The sequence below is a fragment of the Ectothiorhodospira lacustris genome (genome assembly GCF_022227845.1).
Classification (GTDB): domain Bacteria; phylum Pseudomonadota; class Gammaproteobacteria; order Ectothiorhodospirales; family Ectothiorhodospiraceae; genus Ectothiorhodospira; species Ectothiorhodospira lacustris.
This window is the reverse complement of sequence record NZ_JAJNQN010000008.1, coordinates 1-19,141: the sequence shown is the minus strand read 5'-3', so window position 1 is coordinate 19,141 and position 19,141 is coordinate 1. Positions and strand designations below refer to the sequence as shown.

General features: G+C 66.2%; 15 protein-coding genes. 4 read left to right on the top strand and 11 right to left on the bottom strand.

Going from position 1 to position 19,141, the window contains the following annotated elements; genetic code table 11:
• Positions 1-474: a PAS domain-containing protein gene (locus tag LQ956_RS07485; RefSeq protein ID WP_238621697.1), complete on the top strand. Its 474-nt coding sequence runs from the start codon at positions 1-3 to the stop codon at positions 472-474.
• Here the strand turns inward: LQ956_RS07485 and LQ956_RS07480 are convergent.
• Genes LQ956_RS07480 through kaiC form a run of 3 tightly spaced genes read right to left on the bottom strand, consistent with a single transcriptional unit; the run spans position 471 to position 5,310 of the window.
• On the bottom strand, positions 471-3,260 hold the full coding sequence (locus tag LQ956_RS07480; protein ID WP_238629759.1) for a sensor domain-containing protein: 2,790 nt from the start codon (positions 3,258-3,260) through the stop codon (positions 471-473). The genes LQ956_RS07485 and LQ956_RS07480 overlap by 4 nt on opposite strands.
• Positions 3,257-3,550 (bottom strand): circadian clock KaiB family protein, encoded by a 294-nt coding sequence (locus LQ956_RS07475; RefSeq protein WP_238621653.1) that lies wholly within the window; start codon positions 3,548-3,550, stop codon positions 3,257-3,259. The genes LQ956_RS07480 and LQ956_RS07475 overlap by 4 nt, the downstream gene beginning before the upstream one ends.
• Positions 3,550-5,310 (bottom strand): circadian clock protein KaiC, encoded by a 1,761-nt coding sequence (kaiC, locus tag LQ956_RS07470; protein WP_238629758.1) that lies wholly within the window; start codon positions 5,308-5,310, stop codon positions 3,550-3,552. The genes LQ956_RS07475 and kaiC overlap by 1 nt, the downstream gene beginning before the upstream one ends.
• 232 nt (positions 5,311-5,542) lie before the next feature.
• Here kaiC and tsaB point away from each other — a divergent pair, with 232 nt between their 5' ends.
• Complete coding sequence (gene tsaB, locus LQ956_RS07465) at positions 5,543-6,235, top strand: tRNA (adenosine(37)-N6)-threonylcarbamoyltransferase complex dimerization subunit type 1 TsaB (RefSeq protein WP_238629794.1); 693 nt, start codon at positions 5,543-5,545, stop codon at positions 6,233-6,235.
• A gap of 96 nt (positions 6,236-6,331) precedes the next feature.
• Here the strand turns inward: tsaB and truD are convergent, their stop codons facing one another.
• The 6 genes from truD to LQ956_RS07435 all read right to left on the bottom strand — a co-directional run bounded on the left by truD (position 6,332) and on the right by LQ956_RS07435 (position 15,386).
• Positions 6,332-7,360 carry a tRNA pseudouridine(13) synthase TruD gene (truD, locus tag LQ956_RS07460; RefSeq protein WP_238621651.1) on the bottom strand — a complete coding sequence of 343 codons (1,029 nt, stop codon included), beginning with the start codon at positions 7,358-7,360 and terminating at the stop codon, positions 6,332-6,334.
• 27 nt (positions 7,361-7,387) lie between these two features.
• Positions 7,388-9,328: a DNA repair helicase YoaA gene (gene yoaA, locus LQ956_RS07455; protein ID WP_238621650.1), complete on the bottom strand. Its 1,941-nt coding sequence runs from the start codon at positions 9,326-9,328 to the stop codon at positions 7,388-7,390.
• A complete protein-coding gene (locus LQ956_RS15070; RefSeq protein WP_238621649.1) occupies positions 9,325-9,924 on the bottom strand; it encodes a tetratricopeptide repeat protein in 600 nt (199 codons plus the stop codon). Before LQ956_RS15070 ends, yoaA begins: the two co-directional genes overlap by 4 nt.
• Positions 9,925-9,969: 45 nt before the next feature.
• Positions 9,970-12,141 (bottom strand): GTP diphosphokinase, encoded by a 2,172-nt coding sequence (relA, locus tag LQ956_RS07445; RefSeq protein ID WP_238629757.1) that lies wholly within the window; start codon positions 12,139-12,141, stop codon positions 9,970-9,972.
• Positions 12,142-12,210: 69 nt separating this feature from the next.
• A complete protein-coding gene (locus tag LQ956_RS07440; protein WP_238629756.1) occupies positions 12,211-14,703 on the bottom strand; it encodes an ABC transporter permease in 2,493 nt (830 codons plus the stop codon).
• Positions 14,700-15,386 (bottom strand): ABC transporter ATP-binding protein, encoded by a 687-nt coding sequence (locus LQ956_RS07435; protein WP_238621657.1) that lies wholly within the window; start codon positions 15,384-15,386, stop codon positions 14,700-14,702. The genes LQ956_RS07440 and LQ956_RS07435 overlap by 4 nt, the downstream gene beginning before the upstream one ends.
• Positions 15,387-15,390: 4 nt before the next feature.
• Here LQ956_RS07435 and LQ956_RS07430 point away from each other — a divergent pair, with 4 nt between their 5' ends.
• Positions 15,391-16,014 carry an arylesterase gene (locus LQ956_RS07430; protein WP_238621646.1) on the top strand — a complete coding sequence of 208 codons (624 nt, stop codon included), beginning with the start codon at positions 15,391-15,393 and terminating at the stop codon, positions 16,012-16,014.
• A 63-nt stretch (positions 16,015-16,077) separates the two neighbouring features.
• Here LQ956_RS07430 and LQ956_RS07425 read toward each other — a convergent pair whose 3' ends face one another.
• Positions 16,078-16,764, bottom strand: coding sequence for an HAD family hydrolase (locus tag LQ956_RS07425; protein WP_238621645.1), 687 nt, complete (start codon positions 16,762-16,764; stop codon positions 16,078-16,080).
• A gap of 42 nt (positions 16,765-16,806) precedes the next feature.
• Positions 16,807-18,432, bottom strand: a complete 1,626-nt coding sequence (locus LQ956_RS07420) for a methyl-accepting chemotaxis protein (RefSeq protein ID WP_238629755.1) — start codon at positions 18,430-18,432, stop codon at positions 16,807-16,809.
• Between the two features lie 201 nt (positions 18,433-18,633).
• Here LQ956_RS07420 and LQ956_RS07415 point away from each other — a divergent pair, with 201 nt between their 5' ends.
• Positions 18,634-19,089, top strand: a complete 456-nt coding sequence (locus tag LQ956_RS07415) for a c-type cytochrome (RefSeq protein ID WP_238629754.1) — start codon at positions 18,634-18,636, stop codon at positions 19,087-19,089.
• Positions 19,090-19,141 lie beyond the last annotated feature (52 nt).

Here is a 19,141-nt window from a genome sequence, read left to right as displayed (position 1 = left end):
ATGGTACGTGAGCGTCTGATTGATCCTGCCTTACTGGCCCTGGCGGTGGACGCCTCCGATGACGGCGTGACCATCGCCGAGCGGGAAGGCGATGACACCATACTCATCTATGTGAACGCAGGCTTTGAACGGCTGACGGGTTATCGTGCCGATGAAATCCTGTACCGGGACTGTCGCTTCCTGCAGAACGATGATCGCGACCAACCCGGCCTGGTGCAAATACGGGAGGCCATGGAGCGGGGCATGCCCTGCCGGGTGCGGCTGCGCAACTACCGCAAGGACGGCAGCCTGTTCTGGAACGAACTGAGCATCACGCCGGTGTTCAATGACGAGGACCGGCTGACTTACTACATCGGCATCCAGAAGGACATCACCACGCAAGTGGAAGCCGAGCAGGCCCTGGAGGCCGCCCAGCGGGAGCTGAGCCGCCTCGGCGCCCTCTCCCCAATACCCCGTCAGGACGGCACGGGCTAACGCTGCCTTTGCTCGGAGCTGACCCGCGCCAGGAAGCGCGTTTCGAATATCTCGACAGGCAGCGGCTTACTGACGAGGTAGCCCTGCATCTCGTCGCAGCCCATCAGACGCAGCAGGCGCGACTGCTCCTGCGTCTCCACGCCCTCCGCCACCGCATTGAGCTTGAGCGAATGCGTCAGATTGATGATGGTCGTGACCAGGGCCAACCCTTGAGGGGACTGCGTCATCGCCAACACGAAGGAGCGGTCGATCTTCAGCGTGTCCACGGGCAGCTTCATCAGATAACTGAGTGAAGAGAAGCCGGTGCCGAAATCGTCGATCGCGACAGTGACGCCCATGGCGCGCACCGCCTGCAGCGTGGCGATGCTGTGCTCCACGTCCGCCATGATGAGGCTCTCGGTGATCTCAAGCTCCAGGCCCGCCGCGGCGCGCGTATCGACGGCAAGGGCCTGCTCCAGTTCGGCGATGAAGCCGGGGCTGCGCAGCTGCAGGGCCGATACGTTGACCGCAACACGCACCGCAGGCAGCCCCGTGTCCAGCCAGCGCAGGTAGTTCGCGATCGCCTTGCGCAGTGCCCAGCGACCCGCCTCGTAGATCATCCCGGTTTCCTCCAGCACCGGGATGAACTGACCCGGCGGCACCTGCCCGGTGCGCGGATCGTTCCAGCGGATCAGCGCCTCGGCGCTGGTGAGCTTGCCGCTCGCGAAGCTCACCTTGGGCTGGTAGTGCAGCACGAACTCCTCTCGGTCGATCGCCTGGCGCAGCTGGTTCTCCAGAATCAACTTGCCGGCCATGGCCTTGGTCATCTTGTGCGAATAGAAGAGGTAGCGGTCGCCGCGGGTCTTGGCATTCTTCAGCGCCGCCTCGGCGTTCAGGAACAGGGCCTCGGCTTCCTTGCCGTCCTGGGGAAATAGCGCCACGCCGGTTCTCGCGGCCACGCGATAGGTGTCGTCCTCCAGGTTGAACGATCGATCTTGAAAGACTGCCATCAACTTCTCCAGCAGCCGCGCCACGTCCCCTTCATTGCGGACTTCGGGCAGCACCACCGCGAACTGGTCTGCACCAATCCGTGCGAGCAGGCTGGCGTCCCCGATGCTTTGTGTGAGCCACTGGGCCACGTGTCGCAGTAAGGCGTCACCCGCCGGGCGGCCGAGGCTGTCATTGAAATATTTGAACCGCTCCAGGTCCACCAGAAAGAGGGCGAGCGAATGCCCGGCGGCGGCGGCGGTCTTCATGTACTGCGACACGCGCTCGATGAAAAGGCTGCGGTTCGCCAGCCCGGTGAGCGCATCGTAGTAGGCGAGGTAGTCGAGCCGGTCCTGCTTGTCGATATGATCGATGGCGAATGCGATGTCTTCGGCCAGCTGATGCAGAAGTTTCACCTCCGCCTCGTCGAAGAAACCGGTGTCCGGCGCTTGCAGGCCGAACACGCCTATCACCTCATCGTTGATCATCAACGGCAGGCTGGCGAGCGAGTGGATCCCCCGCTGCAGGTGAGCGCCCTTATCCAGGATCCGCACGTCGCTTGCGACATCGTTGACCAGGATCGCCTTACGTTCGCGCACCGCCATCGCGGAGGGGCCGTACCCGCCTGGCGCGTCGTCCTGAAGCATCATGCAGGATTTCGCATCGGCGAGAATATCATCGGTACCTGCCGAGGCGGCCGGCACGAGCTTCATCGAAGTGGGGTCGGTGAGGCCAATCCACGCCATGCGGAAACCACCGGCCTCGACGGCGATGCGGCAGGCTTCCTCGAACAACTCGTCGCGGGTGCGCACGCGCACGATCAGGCCGTTGATCCGGCTCAGCATCGCGTTCACCCGGTTCAGGCGCTGGATGCTGAGCTCGGCGCGCTTGCGCACGGTGATGTCGGTGGAGACCCCGGCGAGACGCACGATGGTGCCGGCGGTATCGCGCACCGGGAAGCCGCGGGATTCGATCCAGCGGACCGAGCCGTCGGGGCGCACGATGCGGTATTCGATCTCTATCTTGCCCTCCATCAGCTCACTGCGCATTTTCTTCAGCGTCGCCGCACGGTCATCGGGGTGGATCGCATCGCGCCACGAGTCCGGGTCGACGTACAGGCTCTCGCAGCTGCGGCCCCAGATCTCCGCGTAGGCCGGACTCACATACAACATCCCGCCCACCTTGTCGCGCAGGAAGAAGACGTCGCGGATGCTCTCGGCCATCTCGCGCAAGCGCGTCTCGCTCACGCGCAGGTCCTCTTCGGCCTGCCTTCTCTCCGAGATATCGATGTGCATGACGATAGCACCGTTCCCGCCGTCCTCAGTGAGCGGGGTCGCGCTCATCAGGAACCAGCGCTTCTCGGTCGGTGAGTGGCAGGGATACTCGAGCGAGAAGCGCTTCGTCTTGCCCGCGAGCACCGCGCGGATGCCGGCGGCGGCCTGGCTCGCCTCGGCGGAGCCTTCTCCTTGCGCCTGGTCGCAGACCCGGAGGTAGTCGACGCCGACGCCATAACCCGGGCACTGTGCAGCATTGGCATCGCCGAAATGCCGCCACGCTTCGTTCACGGAGACGATGACACCCTGGGCGTCGAGCAGGACAATATGTGCGGGAAGGGCGTTGAGCACGGCAGCCTGCTTCGTGGCCTCGATATGGCGCAGCCGCTCCTGGGCGCTCAGTAGCAGGAAGGGCCTGCCCTCGGCGTCGCTCACCGAGTCCACTTCGCCCGCGGTGAGCAGCTCCAGGCGTTGCCCGGTCTCGTGCAGTGTGGCGATCAGCGCGGAAATCTCCTCTTGCTCGCCCTCTGTGGGAGACGGCTTCATTCCGGCACGCCCTGCAGTCCCAAGGCCTGCATCAGTGGCAACCTCTGGCTGAGGGAGCCCACCACCTGCACGGGGGCGGGGAGAGGTGCGAGCTTGATCAGTGTCGGCGTCATGAAGATGCCATCGGCAAGCGCGCGCTGTGGCTCGCGGAACACGTCCACCACCTCGATCGTATGACGACCTGCCAGGTGCTCCCGGCACACCGCGCCAAGGTTGGACACCGCCTGGGCCGAGTTCCACGCGTCGCCGGCCACATAGAGCCGGAAGCTGAACTTCTCGCACCCAGTCATCACTGTCTATCCCCGTCTTTGTCTTCCGCGACATCGGCGCCGCGCAGCACTTCCATGCGCGTGCGCTTGCGCGAGGTTTCGCCCCGGCGCGTGGCGGTGGCGCGCATGAGCAGCGCCTTCTCGGTCTTCTTCGCCTTGAGCTCCACGCCCAGCGCCCGCAGCCGCACCTCAAGTTCCGCCTCCTCGGCGTCAAGCCTCACGCGCTTGACCTTTCTGGCGACCTCGGCCGTCTCGGCGGCTGCACGCTCTGCGCCTTCCTTCTGCCAGCGCAAGGTGCCCATAAGTACCTCACCGCCTGCGCTGTAGGTATCGGCAAGGGTCACGCCCTTGTTGCTGAGGATCAGTTCGCGCACCTGGTTCGAGTGCGCCGTGCCGCGCGACTTGATGATCGAAAGGGCACGGTTGCGCTCCCCCGACTGCACCAGGTAGCTCAAGTGGATCCAGGTATCGGCAAGCGTGGAGATCTGGCGGAACGTGCTGTCTTCCGATGGAACGGTCCGCTCATCGACCAGGCAGCTGCACAACAGCGTGATGCCCTCGACCTTCGACCAGTTGATGAGCCGCTCCGAGATTCTGTGTGCGCTCAGGTGGGTGCCGGACTGTGACGACCAGGTTGACACCGGGTCAATCACCAGGCATCGGGCCTTGTGCTCCTTCGCCAGGGACATGATGTGCGCCAGGTAGAGCTCCGCACTTCCGGATATGGCGCGCGCGGAGACCATGCGCAGGTGCCCGTTCTTGACGTAACGCGCCAGACGAATCCCCACTGACGCGAGGTCGCGGATGACCTCGTTGGGGTCGGAACTGAAGCTCACGAACAGGGTGCGTTCGCCGCGCTGGCATGCGGCTTGCGCGAAGAGGCCAACCAGCGTGGTCTTGGCCGTACCCGGAGAGCCCGTAATCAGCGCACTCACACCGCGGTAGTAGCCGCCGCCGAGCATGGTATCGAGCCGCTCAAGGCCGCTCGAAACGCGCTCTTTGCTCACCGTGAGTGAGCCGCGCTCCAGCGGGTGTGCCACCGAGACCTCGAACCCGTCTTTGCCGATGAGGAACGGCAACTCGTTCTCGTCGAAGTTGGTACCGCGGTACTTCTGAACCCTCAGGTTGCGCTGAGATACGCCCAGCACCACCTTGTGGTTGAGGATGACCGCGCAGTCCACCATGAACTGCATGAAGCCGAAGGACTCCTGGCCCATAAGGAAAACATCGTCACCAAAGGCCTTGGCGGTGATGACTGCGGTCAGCTCGTGCGCCAGCAGCCAGCCATGCAGGCGATAGGTTTCTGCGCGTCTGGCGGCGGGGTCGGCGAGCAGCGCGAGCACGATATCGAGGGCGTCAAAGACGATGCGCCGCGCGCCAGTCGACTCGATCATCGCCTGCAACGCGGCCAGCATGCCGTTGAGATCGAAGCTACCCGACTGCACCAGATCGGACACGGGCTGCGCGTCGACGAACGAGAGCCTTTCGCGCTGCAGCTCAGGGAGGTTCCAGCCGAAGCTATGGGCGTTTGCGAGGATACGCGTCGAGCGCTCTTCGAAGGCGACAAAGATGCCCGGTTCCTCGAAGCTGCGCGCGCCGTGCACCAGGAATTCCAGCGCAAAGACGGTCTTGCCCGAGCCGGGCCCGCCCAGGAGCAGCGTGGTGCGCCCGCGAGGCAGCCCGCCCCCGGTGATGTGGTCGAAGCCGGCGATGCCGGTCGGCGCCTTTTCGGGCGCCCCGGGAACGGCGTTGTCGGTATTTGATGGGTGGGAGGCGTTCAAGTGGCTGTATCCTCCCCAGGTGCATCCATCCCCGGATGATCCCCGCTATGCACTGCATCGTATGTGCGGTAGGCCACCGAGTGCGAAATTCTGCCCCTGCCAGTCGAAAACCCCCATCAATCTCCGGCTGGACAAACGCACATCGGGGCGGTTACGGTGCCCGGCATGCGAAAGCAGAACCAGATCACGCTCCATATTCACTACCAAGCCCCCTGAAAACCCGCGCAAAATGATGAAATTGCTGGCCATTGAAACCGCCACCGAGGCCTGTTCCGCCGCCCTGCTCCTGGACCGGGATGTCTGGGTCCGCTTCGAGGTGGAACCCCGCGCCCATGCCCGCCTGATCCTGCCCATGATGGAAGGACTGCTGGCGGAGGCCGGATTATCCCTGGGGCAGCTCGATGCCCTGGCCTTCGGGCGGGGGCCGGGAGCCTTCACCGGCGTCAGGATCGCCACCGGGGTAATCCAGGGGGCCGCCTTTGCCGCCGATCTGCCGGTGGTGCCCGTCTCCACCCTGGCGGCCCTGGCTCAGCAGGGCCTGGATGAAGGGGCGAATCAGGTCCTGGCCGCCCTGGATGCCCGCATGGGGGAAGTCTACTGGGGTGCCTTCCGGGGGGATGAGGATGGCCTGGCCATCCCTGCAGGAGAAGAGCAGGTCTGCGCCCCGAGCGATGCCCCCTTGCCGGAATGGCAGGGCTGGCTCGGGGTGGGGCATGGCTGGTCGGCCCATGGGGACGTGCTGACCACCCGCTTCCGGGACTGCCTGAGCGGGGCGCCGCTGGCGGACTGCCTGCCCAGCGCCGCCGAGGTTGCCCGGCTCGCCGCCCGGGATTTTACCCAAGGCATGGCCGTCCCGGCGGAAGCGGTGCTGCCGGTGTACCTGCGCAACCGAGTGGCGGAAAAACCCGGGCGCCGGACCCTCTGACGGCACGGCGCCTGTCCCGGACTCCCCCCTCATCCCCGGCCCTCCTCCCTCAGGGGGAGAAGGGAGTATCCGTGGCCAAACCCGGGGCCTTCCAGGTTAACCCTCTCCACCGCCGGCACCGGTGTCGGCAAAGACCTCCACCAGGGTGGTGGCGAAGGCCCCGGCGGGCAGGGTGAAACCCAGCTGCAGGGTCTGTTCGTCCTCCCAGGTCCAGGTCAGGGCCTGGGGGCGGATGCGCAGGGCGCGCCGTTCCTGGGTCAGGCCCGCCGCTTCCAGCCCCTGGGCCAATACCGGCATCGTCGCCGCGATACCGGACTCCAGTGCCGCCACCGCACCCGTCGTCGGCAATTCGCCCCGCCCCCACAGGGGACCGGTCACATGCAGGGCCTGCTCTGCAACCCGGTCGGGCACCGTCGGGTCATCCTCCTGGTAAATGAAGAAACTGCCCCGGCCATCCAGTTGCAGGGCATCGCCGGGCAGCGCCTGGTCCCAGGTTTCGTCTTCGAGCCGGGCCGCCAGCACCTGGTTGAAGATTTCCGAGCGGGCCGCGGACAGGTAGATCCCCCGCAGTTTCTGGTCGCGCACCTGCAGACTGCCCTGGAACAGGGCCTGCGCCTTGGCGATATTACCGCCGTCACGGCCAAAGCGCTGGGCACCGAAAAAGTTGGGCACCCCCCGGCGTTGCATCACCGTCAGCCGCTCTTGTGCGATGTCTCGATCCCCCTCACACTGACGCAACACCAGCACGAACCGGTTGCCCTGTAGGTGGCCGGTCTGGAGCTTGCGGCGATGCCGCCGCGACTCCAGGATCTCCACTTCCGGCGGCAGGTGTTCGGACCAGGCGGGGGCTTCCCGTCCCGGTAGATGGACGCTGAACCACTGGGTGGTCACCGCATGACGGTCCTTGCGGCCCGCATAGCCCACGGCACGGCGCGGCACATCGGCGATGCGCCCCAGCAACCCGGCGACGGTATCGGTATTCATGCCCCGCTTGCGGATGCTCAGCCAGACATGCTCGCCCTCCCCCTCCGGTAGGGTTGCGGGGATCTCTTCCACCAGGAAATCTTCGGGGCGGCGGCGCAGGACGGCCGTCAGGGGACGGGGAAGGCTATGGAAGGCGGTCATCAGGGAACTCGATCGGGTTGTAAAAGTTCAGGCGTGCGGACAGGACGGCTCACCCAGGCCCTGCAGAAAACCCCGGGCCTCCGCAAGGTCCTTGACCCGTCCCACCGGCGGCAGGCTTTTCAGGAAGATGCGGCCATAGGACTTGGTCTGCAGACGGGGATCACACAGCACCAGCAGGCCCTTGTCCTCCGGATCACGGATCAGGCGTCCCACCCCCTGCTTGAGGGCGATCACCGCCTGGGGGATCTGCAGCACGGTAAAGGGACTGCCGCCATCCCGGCGGACGGCTTCCAGGCGGGCCTCCAGTACCGGATCACCCGGCGAGGCGAAGGGCAGACGGTCGATGATCACGCAGCTCAGGGCGCGGCCTCGCACATCCACCCCCTCCCAGAAACTCTGGGCCCCCAGCAGGACTGCATTACCCGCTTCACGAAAGCGGGCCACCAGCTCCTGCCGGGGCGCCGTTCCCTGCACCAGCACGGGCCGGTCCAGATGTCGGGACAGCCAGGCGGCGGCCGCCTGCAGGGCTTTGTGGCTGGTAAAGAGCATGAAAGTGCCGCCCGGGTTGGCCTCGATCACCGGCAAGGCGGCCCGCGCCACCGCCTCCGTGTAACGGGGATCATTGGGTTCGGGCAGGCCCGCGGGGATATAGAGCCGGGCATTGCCGGCATAGTCGAACGGACTGTCCAGCTGCAGGCCACGGGGTGCTTCCAGACCCAGGCGCCGGTTGAAGTGATCAAAGCGGCCATCCACGGACAGGGTCGCCGAGGTGAAGACCCAGGCACTGTCGCAGGCGCCGCGATGCTGGCGGAACAGCCCCGCCACATCCAACGGCGTCAGGTGCAGACTGAAGGTCCGGGTCCAGGTTTCGTACCACTGGACCGCCTCCGCCTGGGGGCCGTCGAACAGGGCCAGGCGCTGCATCTGGTCCAGGGCCCGCCGGGCGCAACCCTCCAGGCCCTTACCCCGTTCCGCCGCCACCTCCAGGGCCTCGGTCAGGGACTGCAGGGCCGCGCGCAGACCCTGCAAGGCCTCGTCCATCCCCGCCCTGGCCGCCAGGGCCGGCCAGGGCGCACGACGCATGCCCTCCCCCATGGCCAGCCGGAAATCCTTCACCGCCCTGCCCAGTCCATCCGCCCGCGCCCGTAGCTGGGGCATGTCCGGGGCCTCGTTCACCTGCTCCGAGACGGTATCCCGGGCCAGTTCCAGTAACTGCCGGGCACTGAGGCTGACACCGAAGAAACTGCCGGCCACCTCCGGCAGCTGATGGGCCTCATCCAGGATGAAGGCCTCCGCCGACGGCAGCAACTCACCAAATCCCTCGTCCTTGAGTGCCAGATCCGCGAACAAAAGATGATGGTTGATCACCACCAGATCGGCCTCCTGGGCGCGGCGACGGGCCCGCAGCACAAAACACCCGGAGTATTCAGGGCACTCCGCCCCCAGGCAGTTGTCCGCCGTGGAGGTCACCCGGGGCCAGATTTCCGCATCCTCGGCCAGTTGAGACAGCTCCGCGGTATCCCCGGTGCGGGTCCCCGCCGCCCAGCGCTCCACCAGCCTCAGGGGGGCGTGCAGCCGGGCCTCCAGCAGCGGCCCTTCGGCCGCGGCCAGGCGCAGGCGATGGGGGCACAGGTAGTTGGAGCGCCCCTTGAGCAGGGCACAGCGCACCGACACCCCCAAGGACCGGCAGATCAGGGGCAGGTCCTTGTGAAACAGTTGGTCCTGGAGATTGCGGGTGCCGGTGGAGACGATGACCTTGCGGCCGCTGAGCAGGGCGGGCACCAGGTAGGCAAAGGTCTTGCCCACGCCGGTGCCCGCCTCCACCACCAGGGTTTCACCATCCGCCAGGGCCTGCTCCACGGCAGCGGCCATCTGCTGCTGGGGCAGACGGGCGCGGAACCCCTCAATGGCATCCGCCAGGGGACCGGTGTCCCCCAGCACCGCCGCCGCCGATATCTGTTCGGTCATCCGGTGCGTCCCGGCTGCAGCGCCCGGGCACGCTCCAAGGCATTCTGTGCACCCCGCTCATCTCCCCGCAAACGCCGGGCCTGGGCAATGATGCGCCAGTTGTCGGACTGCAGCGCCCGGTCGCTCCCGGCCAGGCTGTTGGACTTGGCGGCCAGGCTCTCCGCCTCATCGGCCTGCCCCTGATGCAACCGCACCATGGCCAGTTGATGCCAGAGCCCGGCATCAGCCGGGGCAATGCGCAGGGCACGCTCCAGGGCGGCGGCGGCCCGATCCGGCTGCCCGGCGGCCATGTGACGATCCGCATCCCCGGCCAGGGCCACCACGGCGGGGGCCTGGGGAGGGCGGGCCGGGGGCGCCGGGTCGGCCCGGTCACCGGCACCGGCGGGCACGGCCGGACGCTGCGCCCGGGTATCGCCGGCAATCACCGGGGCCTGGGGGGCACGCACTTCAGGCTGAGGGGCAGGCGCCGGGATCGGGATCGGGGCCTGCGGCACCGGCGCGGGTACCGGCACGGGTGTTGGGGGCGGCGGACGCAGGTCGGGTACAGCAGCGCAGCCGGACAGGAGCAGCAGCACCAAGGCGGTCGAATACCGCACCAATCGATCACAGGGTCTCACAAACGACTCCTCCAGATATAGCGGCTAGCCGGTGGCCACCCGCCGCACCGCAAAGATGTTCGGCAGGGCTCCGATCTTGTCCATCACCGTACTGAGCTGCCCCGTATCGGTAATCTCCAGGGTCAGATCCATGGTGACGGAGCGTTCCGCCGGGTCGGTGCGGGTGGAGGCGGCCAGGACATTGATCCGCTCATTGGCCAGGACCTGGGTGATGTCCCGCAACAACCCCTGGCGGTCAAAGGCCTCGACGTGGACCACCACCGGATAGGCCTGACGCTCCTCCCCCCAGGTCACCTCCACCAGGCGATAGCGCTTCTCGGTAGGCATGCGCAGGATATTGATGCAGTCCCGCCGGTGGATGGTCACCCCCTTACCCCGAGTGATGTAACCGACGATGAGGTCCCCCGGTACCGGCCGGCAGCAACGCGCCACCTGGGTGAGCAGATTGCCCACACCACGGATCTGAATGCCCTTTTCGCCAGTGCCGCCCTTCTCCGCAGGACGGCGGCTGCGCCGTCCCATGAGGGTCTCTTCAGCAGTCAGGGCCATGGGCACCTGCATGGCGCTGGCCAACTGGGCCGGAGTGATCTCACCCGCACCGACGGCCACCAGCAGTTCATCCCGACTGGGCTGATGGAAGCGCTTGAGCAGTTCATCCATATCCGGCTCGCTCACGCCCTGACGCTGGGCCTCCCGCTCCAGGATCTGACGCCCCTCATGGAGGTTCTTGTCATGATCCTGGAGCTTGAACCAGCTGCGCGCCTTGGACCGGGCTCGGGAGGTGCGCAGATAGCCCATATTGGGATTCATCCAGTCCCGGCTGGGGCCGCCCTGACGGGTGGTGAGGACCTCGACCCGCTCACCGGAGCGCAGCTCATGGGTCAGGGGCACGATGCGGCCGTTGACCTTGGCGCCCCGGCAACGATGCCCCACTTCGGTATGAATGGCGTAGGCAAAATCCAGCGGGGTGGCCCCCTTGGGCAGGTCCACCACATCCCCCCGAGGGGTCAGCACGAAGACCCGATCCTGGAACAGCTCGGAACGGAAATCCTCCAACAACTCCCGGTCATCCTCCTGGTGATCCAGCAAGCGTCTGAGGGAGGCGATGGCACGCATCAGGGCCTGATCCTCACGCCCCCCTTCCTTGTAGCGCCAATGGGCGGCCACCCCCAGTTCGGCGAACGCATCCATATCGCGGGTGCGGATCTGCACCTCCACCACCTTGCCGTTGGGGCCGATGACCGCCGTATGCAGGGACTGATAGCCGTTGTCCTTGGGGTTGGCAATGTAATCGTCGAACTCCTTGGGAATGTGAGGCCAGCAGCTGTGCACCACCCCCAGTACCGCGTAGCAGGTGGAAACCCGGTCCACGATCACCCGCACCGCGCGCAGGTCATACAGGTCCTGAAATTCCAGCTGCTTGCGATCCATCTTCTTCCAGATGCTGTAGATGTGCTTGGGCCGACCCCGCACTTCCCCGGCCACATGCTCTTCCACCAAGGCCTGGCGCAGGCGTTCGGTGAAGTCCTGGATGTACTGCTCCCGCTCCAGCCGACTCTCTTCCAGCAGCTTGGCCACCATGCGGTAGTGATCCGGGTCCTGGATGCGGAACGCCAGGTCTTCCATCTCCCACTTGAGCTGGGCCACGCCCAGACGGTTGGCCAGGGGGGTGAAGATCTCCTGGGTCTCCCGGGCATAGGCCCGGGCCAGTTCATCCGGCTCCTGGGACATCAGCCGCAGATGCTGCAGGCGATAGGCCAGCTTGATGAGCACGGCCCGGACATCGTCCACCATGGCCAGCAACATGCGGCGCAGCCGCTCGGCCTGCTCCGGCGCCCCGTCCAGCTGACCCGGGGCACTGCGGAATGTGGTGAGCAGATGTACGTTCTTCACCAGCCGGGTGACGTGCTCACCGAAGTGGCGGGACAGGTCCTCGTCGGAGAGACTGCCGTCGAAATGGGCATCCAGCAACAGCGTGGCGATCAGGGTGTCCTTGTCCACCCCCAGCACCCGCAGGTTCTCGGCCACGTCCAGGCAATGGGGCTGGCGGGTCTGACGCTCGTGATCCGCCAGGGCATAGGTGAGGGCCATGGACAGACGGACATCGGTCCCTCCCCCGGGAGGCGTAAAACGCGCCGCCAGGGCTTCGCGGGACTCATGGACCAGGGACGACTTGTCGTATCGGGTATGACGCATGGGGGCAGAGTATATCCATCTGTAGCTGCCGGGGCGATGTCCAACCCCGGCAGGTGATTTCCATGATGATCAGGTGAGCTGCCGCAGGGTGAGCAGGGGTGGCTGCCGCAGCACGGAGCGGGCACCCAGCCAGCCGGCCAGTCCCACCCCCAGGGCGCCACCGCCGATGCCCAGCACCCAGAGCCAGGGGTTGAAGACATAGGACAGGTCGAACACCTGCCGGGCCAGCACCCAGCCGATGCCGCTCGCCCCCGCGCCGGCCAAAAGGCCCGCCAGGGCCCCCATGACGGTGAACTCCGCCAGCAGGCCCACCAGCACCTGGCGCCGCCCGGCGCCCAGGGTGCGCAGGATGGCACTTTCCCGCCGGCGCAGATCGCGGGTGGCATGAATGGCCGCATAGAGCACGGTCACCCCCGCCGCCAGGGTGAACAGGAACACATACTCCACTGCCAGGCTGGCCCGGTCGATGATGTCACGCACCTGCTGCATCAGGGCCCGCACGTCGAGGATGGTGATGCTGGGGAACTGCCTCACCATCTCCGTCAGGAGATCGGACTGCCCTTCCGCCAGGTGGAAGCTGGTCACGTAGGTCATGGGATGATCTTCCAGTAGACCCGGCGGTGACAACACGAAGAAGTTCACATTGAAGGAATCCCACTCCACGCTGCGCAGGCTGGTGACGCGACCGATCAGCGGCTCACCGGAGATGTTGAATTCCAGCACATCGCCCAGTGCCACTCCCAGGGTCTCCGCTAATCCCTCCTCCAGGGAAAACTCCCGCCCGGCGGAATCGCCGGACCACCACTGCCCGGCCACCACCCGGTTATCCGGCTGCAGATCACGGGCAAAGGAGAGATTGAACTCCCGTGAGGCCAGCCGCTCCGCCCGGGGATTTTCGAACGTCTCCGGGCGCACCGGCACATCGTTCATCGCCGTCAGACGGCCACGGATCATGGGGTAGTACGTGGGCGCCGGCAACCCCTTATCCTCGAACAGTGCCTGCAGGGGGACCACCTGGTCCGGCTGGACGTTGATCATGAAGTGATTGGGGGCCTCAGGCGGCAGGCTACCCTCCCAACTGGAGAGCAGATCCACCCGCACCAGCGCCAACAGCAACAGGGCCATGATCCCCAGCCCGAAGGCCGCCAGCTGGACCGCGCTCAAGGCCCCGCGCCGGGACAGATTGGCCAGGCCGAACCGCAGTGCCACCCCGCCCCGGGTACGCAGGGGCTTGAGTCCCAGCACCAGCGCCCAGGCCGCGCCCCACAACATCACCACCGTCAGGCCGCCCCCCCCAAGGACCCAGGCCGCCAGCCGCACATCCCCCGCCTGCCACAGCAACAACCCGCCCAGGGCGGTCAGGGCCAGCACCAGCGCCAGCCACATGGCCGGGGGCGGCGCCCCCAGGTCACGGCGCAATACCCGCAGCGGCGGCACCTGGCCGATTCGCAGCAGGGCCGGCAAGCCAAAGCCCAGGGCCGTCACCACGCCGACCGCCAGGCCGGTAAAGGCCGGCCACAGGGACGGCAGGGGCAAGGTGCCCGGGAACCACTGGGCCAGCAGGGCCGCCAGCGCCCACTGGGCCAGGAAGCCGAGCACCAACCCCACGACACTGGCGGCCAGGGCCAGCCAGAGGATGCGCAGGATGAAGACCTGCAGCACGAAGGCCCGGGAGGCCCCCAGGCAACGCATGATCGCACTCACATCGGACTGGCGATCACTGTAGTGACGGGCCGCCACCGCCACGGCGCCCCCCGCCAGCAGCACGGCCACCAGGGCCGCCAGCCCGAGGAACTGTTCACCCCGGGCGATGGCGCCTCGCAGTTCGGGGCGGGCATCCCCGACCCCTTCCAGCCGCTCCCGCTCCGTCAGGTGCGATTGCGCCCAGTCACGAAACGCCGCCACCTGGGATTCACCGCCGGCGACCAGCAACCGGTGACTCACCCGGCTGCCCGGCACCACCAGTCCCGTGGCGCCCAGATCATCCAGATGGATCAGCACCCGGGGTCCGAGCTGAAACAGATCACCGCCCCGGTCCGGCTCATAGGTGATGACGCGGGAAAGGGTCATCTCCAGATCCCCCACCTGCAGCCGGTCACCCACCGACAGGCCCAGCAGCTGCAGCAGGCGGGGTTCGGCCCAGGCCTCACCACGACCGGGGACCTCACGAGTCTCCTGCTCATCGCCGAACAGGACCCCGCTGATCCTCACCGAACCACGCAAGGGCCAACCGCCGCTGACGGCCTTGATCTCGGTAAGCTGGGAGGCATCCCCGGCCATGACCACGCTGGGGAAACTCACATGGCGGGCCGTCTCCAGCCCCAGGCGGCGAGCCTCCGCCGTGACGGCCGCCGCCGGCGGCGCCGACGAGGTGATGCTCAGATCGCCCCCCAGCAACTGGGTGGCCTGTTGGGACATGCCCCGCTGCACCCGGTCGGTGAAAAAACTGACCGAGGTGACGGCCGCCACCGCGATGACCAAGGCCACGGCCAGGATGCGCAACTCACCGGCGCGCCATTCCCGCCCCAGAGACAGCCAGGAATACCGCAATACCTGATTCATGTCGCCTCCAGCACGCCGTCACTGAGTCGGTAGCGACGCTCGCACCGGGCCGCCAGATCCATGTCGTGGGTCACCAGTACCAGGGCCGTGCCGTAGGCTTCCTTGAGGTTGAACAACAGGCGGATGATCTGCTCCCCGGTCTGCTGGTCCAGGTTGCCGGTGGGTTCATCGGCAAACAGTACCCGGGGGTGGGCGGCAAAGGCCCGGGCGATGGCCACCCGCTGCTGCTCACCACCGGAGAGCTGACCGGGATAATGAGCCACTCGCCGGGACAGTCCCACCTGCTCCAGGGCCTCAAGGGCGCCCGCCCGTGCATCCCCGGCCCGCCCGGACAGTTCCAGGGTCAGCATCACGTTCTCCAGGGCGGTCAGGGCCGGCAGCAGCTGAAAGGACTGAAACACGAATCCCACTTGCCCGGCCCGGAGCATGGCCCGCTGATCTTCGGTGAGTCCGCCCAGGAAACGACCCAGCAACTGAACCTCCCCATCCGTGGGCAGGTCCAATCCGGCCAACAGACCCAGCAGGGTGGACTTGCCCGACCCCGAGGCACCGACGATGGCCACCGCCTCGGCATTTGCCACGGTCAGGTCCACCCCCTTTAGAATGGCAAGTTCACCACCCGGACCCTCTACGGATTTGACGAGACTGCTCGCCGACACCACGGCGGCGGAGGATTGAGACAACACCATGCGATCACGACTCCTTTTGCTGCTGTGCTTGTTGTGCCTGCCCGCCCTGGCGGCGGCCGAACGCCCTGCCCTGCTCATCATGGGCGACAGCCTGAGTGCTGCCTGGGGCATCCCGGTGGAACAAGGCTGGGTGGCCCTGCTGGAACACCGACTGGAGGAAAACGGCCATGCCTGGACTGTGGTCAACGCCAGCATCAGCGGCGAAACCAGCCGTGGCGGCCTGACCCGGCTGCCCCGAGCCCTGGAACGGCACCAGCCCGAGCTGGTCATCATCAGCCTCGGAGGTAACGACGGGCTGCGGGGCACCGCCCTGGGCGAGATCCGGGAAAACCTGTCCCGCATGATCCGGCTCAGTCAGGACAGCGGTGCACGGGTGCTGCTGGTGGGCATTCAGGTACCGCCCAACTTGGGCAGACATTTTACCGAGAGGTTCCACCGGATCTACCATGAGCTGGCCCAGGAATATGACGTGCCGCTGGTGCCCTTCCTGCTGGAGGGGGTGGCCTTGGAACCGGATCTGATGCAGGCGGACGGCATCCATCCCACCGCCGAGGCCCAGCCGATCATGCTGGATACGGTATGGACGGTGCTGGAGGAGGTGCTGGCACAAGGTGATCCGTAGCCTGTCTGATCCGCCTTCCCCCTCATCCCCGACCCTTCCCCCCAAGGGAGAGGGGATGGCGGGTCAGCGCGGCAGCAGTCGGGCCGGCAGTTCCGACACCGACCGCAGGGTCAGATCAGGGGGTGAACCGCCGCTCTCCCAGGCCAGAGCATGGGGATTGACCCAGGCGGTACGCATCCCCACCCGGGCCGCCCCGCGCACATCCCGCTCGGCGTCATCCCCCACATGCAGGGCCTGGGACGCCTCGACCCCGGCCTCGTCCAAGGCGGCGGTGAAGATCCGCGCCGACGGCTTGGCGACCCCGGCGGTGGCGGAGGTGATCACGAAATCGAACCGGTCACCGATACCGATGTGGTGCACACAGGCATTGCCGTTGGTGATGGCGCCGATGCGAAAATGCCCCCGCAAACGGTCCAGCGTCTCCAGCACATCGTCATAGAGAGACACCTGGTTGCGCGCCTCCCAAAATACCCGAAACGCCGGTTCCACCAACTCATCGCCATAACCCGACTGGGCCGCCAGGATGCGCAGCCAGTGCTTGCGCAGACGGGTCATGTCGTAGTGCAGGTGACGGCGCTCGGCAAACCAGGCCTGGCGATGACGAACCATGGCCTCCAGGCCATGGCGCTGGGCAATGCGCGGATAGTGGGCCGTGAGCCAGTCATGAAAGATCCGTTCCGCGTTCTGGATCACGGGGGCACAGTCCCACAAGGTGTCATCCAGATCGAAGGTGATGCAGCGTATGTTCATCCCGCAAGCATACCCAGTTGCACGGTCGGAATACAGCCTGTGCTAGATCCTGAATCGCTCCACCGCACTTCTCAGCTCAGCCGCCAGGCGGGCCAGATCACGGGCGGCGTGAGCGGTTTCCCGGGCTCCCGAAGAGACGTCATGACCGCCCTCGCTGATGCGCACCACATTCTGGTTGATGTCCTCGGCCACGGCGCTCTGTTCTTCGGCGGCGCTGGCGATCTGGGCGCTCATGTCGGTGATGGTGCCCACCGCCGCGACGATGGCGCGCAGGGACTTGTCGGCCTCGCCGGCCCCCGCCGAGGTGTCCTCCGCCCGCTTGCGGCCTGACTGCATCACCTGCACGGCGGCCCTGGCACCGTCCTGCAGCGTCTTGATCATGGACTCGATCTCCCGGGTGGAGGTCTGGGTCCGGCTTGCCAGAGTCCGCACCTCGTCCGCCACCACGGCAAAGCCACGCCCCTGCTCACCGGCCCGGGCCGCCTCAATGGCCGCATTCAGGGCCAGCAGGTTGGTCTGCTCGGCAATGCCCTGGATCACATCCAGTACGGCACCGATCTTCTCACTGTCCGCCTCCAGCTTCTGGATCACGTCGGCGGCCCGGCTGATCTCTCCCGCCAGTTCCTGAATGGCCTTGATGGCCTGCGCCGATGTCGCCTGGGACTCACGGGACTCGTCGTTGGCCCGACCGGCGGCAGACGATGCCTCGGACGCGCTGCGAGCCACCTCAAGCACGGTGGCGGTCATCTCGTTCATGGCGGTGGCCACCAGCTCCGTCTGGGACTGCTGCTCACCCACCCGCCGCAGGGTCTGTTCTGTCACGGTGGAGAGCTGCTCCGAAGCTGCCGCCAACTGGGCCGTGGCGCCGTTCACCTGACCGAGAATGGTGCGGAAACCGTCTGCCATGCTGTTGAAGGCACGGGCAACGCGGGTCAATTCGTCATCCCCGCTGGCCGGTACCGTCGCGTGCAGGTCACCCTGGGCCATCCGGCCGCTGGCCGTCACCAGCTGCTCCAGGGCGGCAGTGATCCGCCGCATCAGCAATAACCCGATTGTCATGGTGGCCGCCAGGCCCAGCAGCAGGATCAGGATCATCCCATTTTGAATACGCCCGTGAAGCACCAGGGAGTCCTCATAAACCTGCCGGCCCACCTCAAGCTGGAGGTCCATCAATCTCCCGAGGCTGTCCGTAGCCTGCTGATAGGTCCGGGCCAGGTCTCCCAAGAGGATGCGCTCTGCTTCCTCCCAGTTCCATGCCCTCAGGGCGTTCACCAGGGGATCAATGCCACGGCGCTGCAAATCGGTGTGATGGGCTTCGAAGCTCGCCGCCATCTGGGCTTCCCGGGGCGTGAGATAGGTCTGCATGTAATCAGCCCAGATCCGATCCATGCGGCGCCGGTTTTCCTGCACCTCCTCAATGGCCGCATCGATCACCTGCTGGCGGGGGTCGCTCAGTGCCATCCGCAGACTCATGCGGGAACTCACCAGCATCTCGTTGATATTGCCCAATTGACCCATGGGTACCAGCCTGTCGTCGTAGACGGTCTTAAGCTGCCGCTCGACCTGAGACATGCCCATCAGACCGAGGAATCCAATGGCAGTCATCAAGACGAGGCTGGCCACGATCATGAAGATCAGGCGCTGGCGGATGGTCAGATTGATTCCCATGGCATGCTCCTTGGATGTGGCTGCCGATATCCGACAGGAAACGGAGCCCCTGCCGCATGAACGAATTTATTTCCCGATAGCGGCCGAAACAGGGATTCCTTAAAGATCGGCCGGCATTCTCACAAAGCAGGCGTTACATACTTAGAAGGAATTGATAGACTTGCACGCTTGATAATTCAGTAACAACGGAGGTACGACACCATGAAGATCGCTGCAAAGGCACTGATTGCCGGACTGGCCCTGACCGTCGCTGCAGGCACCGCATGGGCCGTGGAAGCGGATGATGCCATCGAGTATCGAAAGGCCGTCTTCCAGGTCTTCAAGTGGAACATGGGTCCCATGGGCGCCATGGCTCAGGGAGACAGACCGTTTGACCGGGAGGTCCTGGTCAAGCACGCGGAGCAGATGGCCCGCACCGCGAACCTGCCCTGGCAGGGCTATGTGGACGGTTCCGACTTGGGTGACACCGCCGCCAAGCCCGAAGTCTGGACCAACCGCGCCCGGTTCGATGAACTGGCCGGCAACTTCGAGGCCCAGGCCGCCCGCCTGCTTGAGGTGGCCAGCAGTGATGCCGGCGAGCGTGAGGTCCGCATGGAGATCGGTCGCCTGGGTCAGGCCTGTAAGGCCTGCCACGACGATTTCCGCGTCTCGCGCTAAATCCCCCTATCCCCCCCGGGGCCGGCCTGCCGGCCCCGGGGGGGAATGGTCC

Bases quoted from the DNA above. Each gene is read 5' to 3' on its own strand.
- LQ956_RS07415 (WP_238629754.1), top strand. From the start codon at position 18,634: ATGAAGATCGCTGCAAAGGCACTGATTGCCGGACTGGCCCTGACCGTC.
- truD (WP_238621651.1), bottom strand. From the start codon at position 7,360: ATGACCGCCTTCCATAGCCTTCCCCGTCCCCTGACGGCCGTCCTGCGC.
- LQ956_RS07485 (WP_238621697.1), top strand. From the start codon at position 1: ATGGTACGTGAGCGTCTGATTGATCCTGCCTTACTGGCCCTGGCGGTG.
- LQ956_RS07480 (WP_238629759.1), bottom strand. From the start codon at position 3,260: ATGAAGCCGTCTCCCACAGAGGGCGAGCAAGAGGAGATTTCCGCGCTG.
- tsaB (WP_238629794.1), top strand. From the start codon at position 5,543: ATGAAATTGCTGGCCATTGAAACCGCCACCGAGGCCTGTTCCGCCGCC.
- yoaA (WP_238621650.1), bottom strand. From the start codon at position 9,328: ATGACCGAACAGATATCGGCGGCGGCGGTGCTGGGGGACACCGGTCCC.
- LQ956_RS07475 (WP_238621653.1), bottom strand. From the start codon at position 3,550: ATGACTGGGTGCGAGAAGTTCAGCTTCCGGCTCTATGTGGCCGGCGAC.
- LQ956_RS07430 (WP_238621646.1), top strand. From the start codon at position 15,391: ATGCGATCACGACTCCTTTTGCTGCTGTGCTTGTTGTGCCTGCCCGCC.
- LQ956_RS07420 (WP_238629755.1), bottom strand. From the start codon at position 18,432: ATGGGAATCAATCTGACCATCCGCCAGCGCCTGATCTTCATGATCGTG.
- LQ956_RS07425 (WP_238621645.1), bottom strand. From the start codon at position 16,764: ATGAACATACGCTGCATCACCTTCGATCTGGATGACACCTTGTGGGAC.
- relA (WP_238629757.1), bottom strand. From the start codon at position 12,141: ATGCGTCATACCCGATACGACAAGTCGTCCCTGGTCCATGAGTCCCGC.
- LQ956_RS07440 (WP_238629756.1), bottom strand. From the start codon at position 14,703: ATGAATCAGGTATTGCGGTATTCCTGGCTGTCTCTGGGGCGGGAATGG.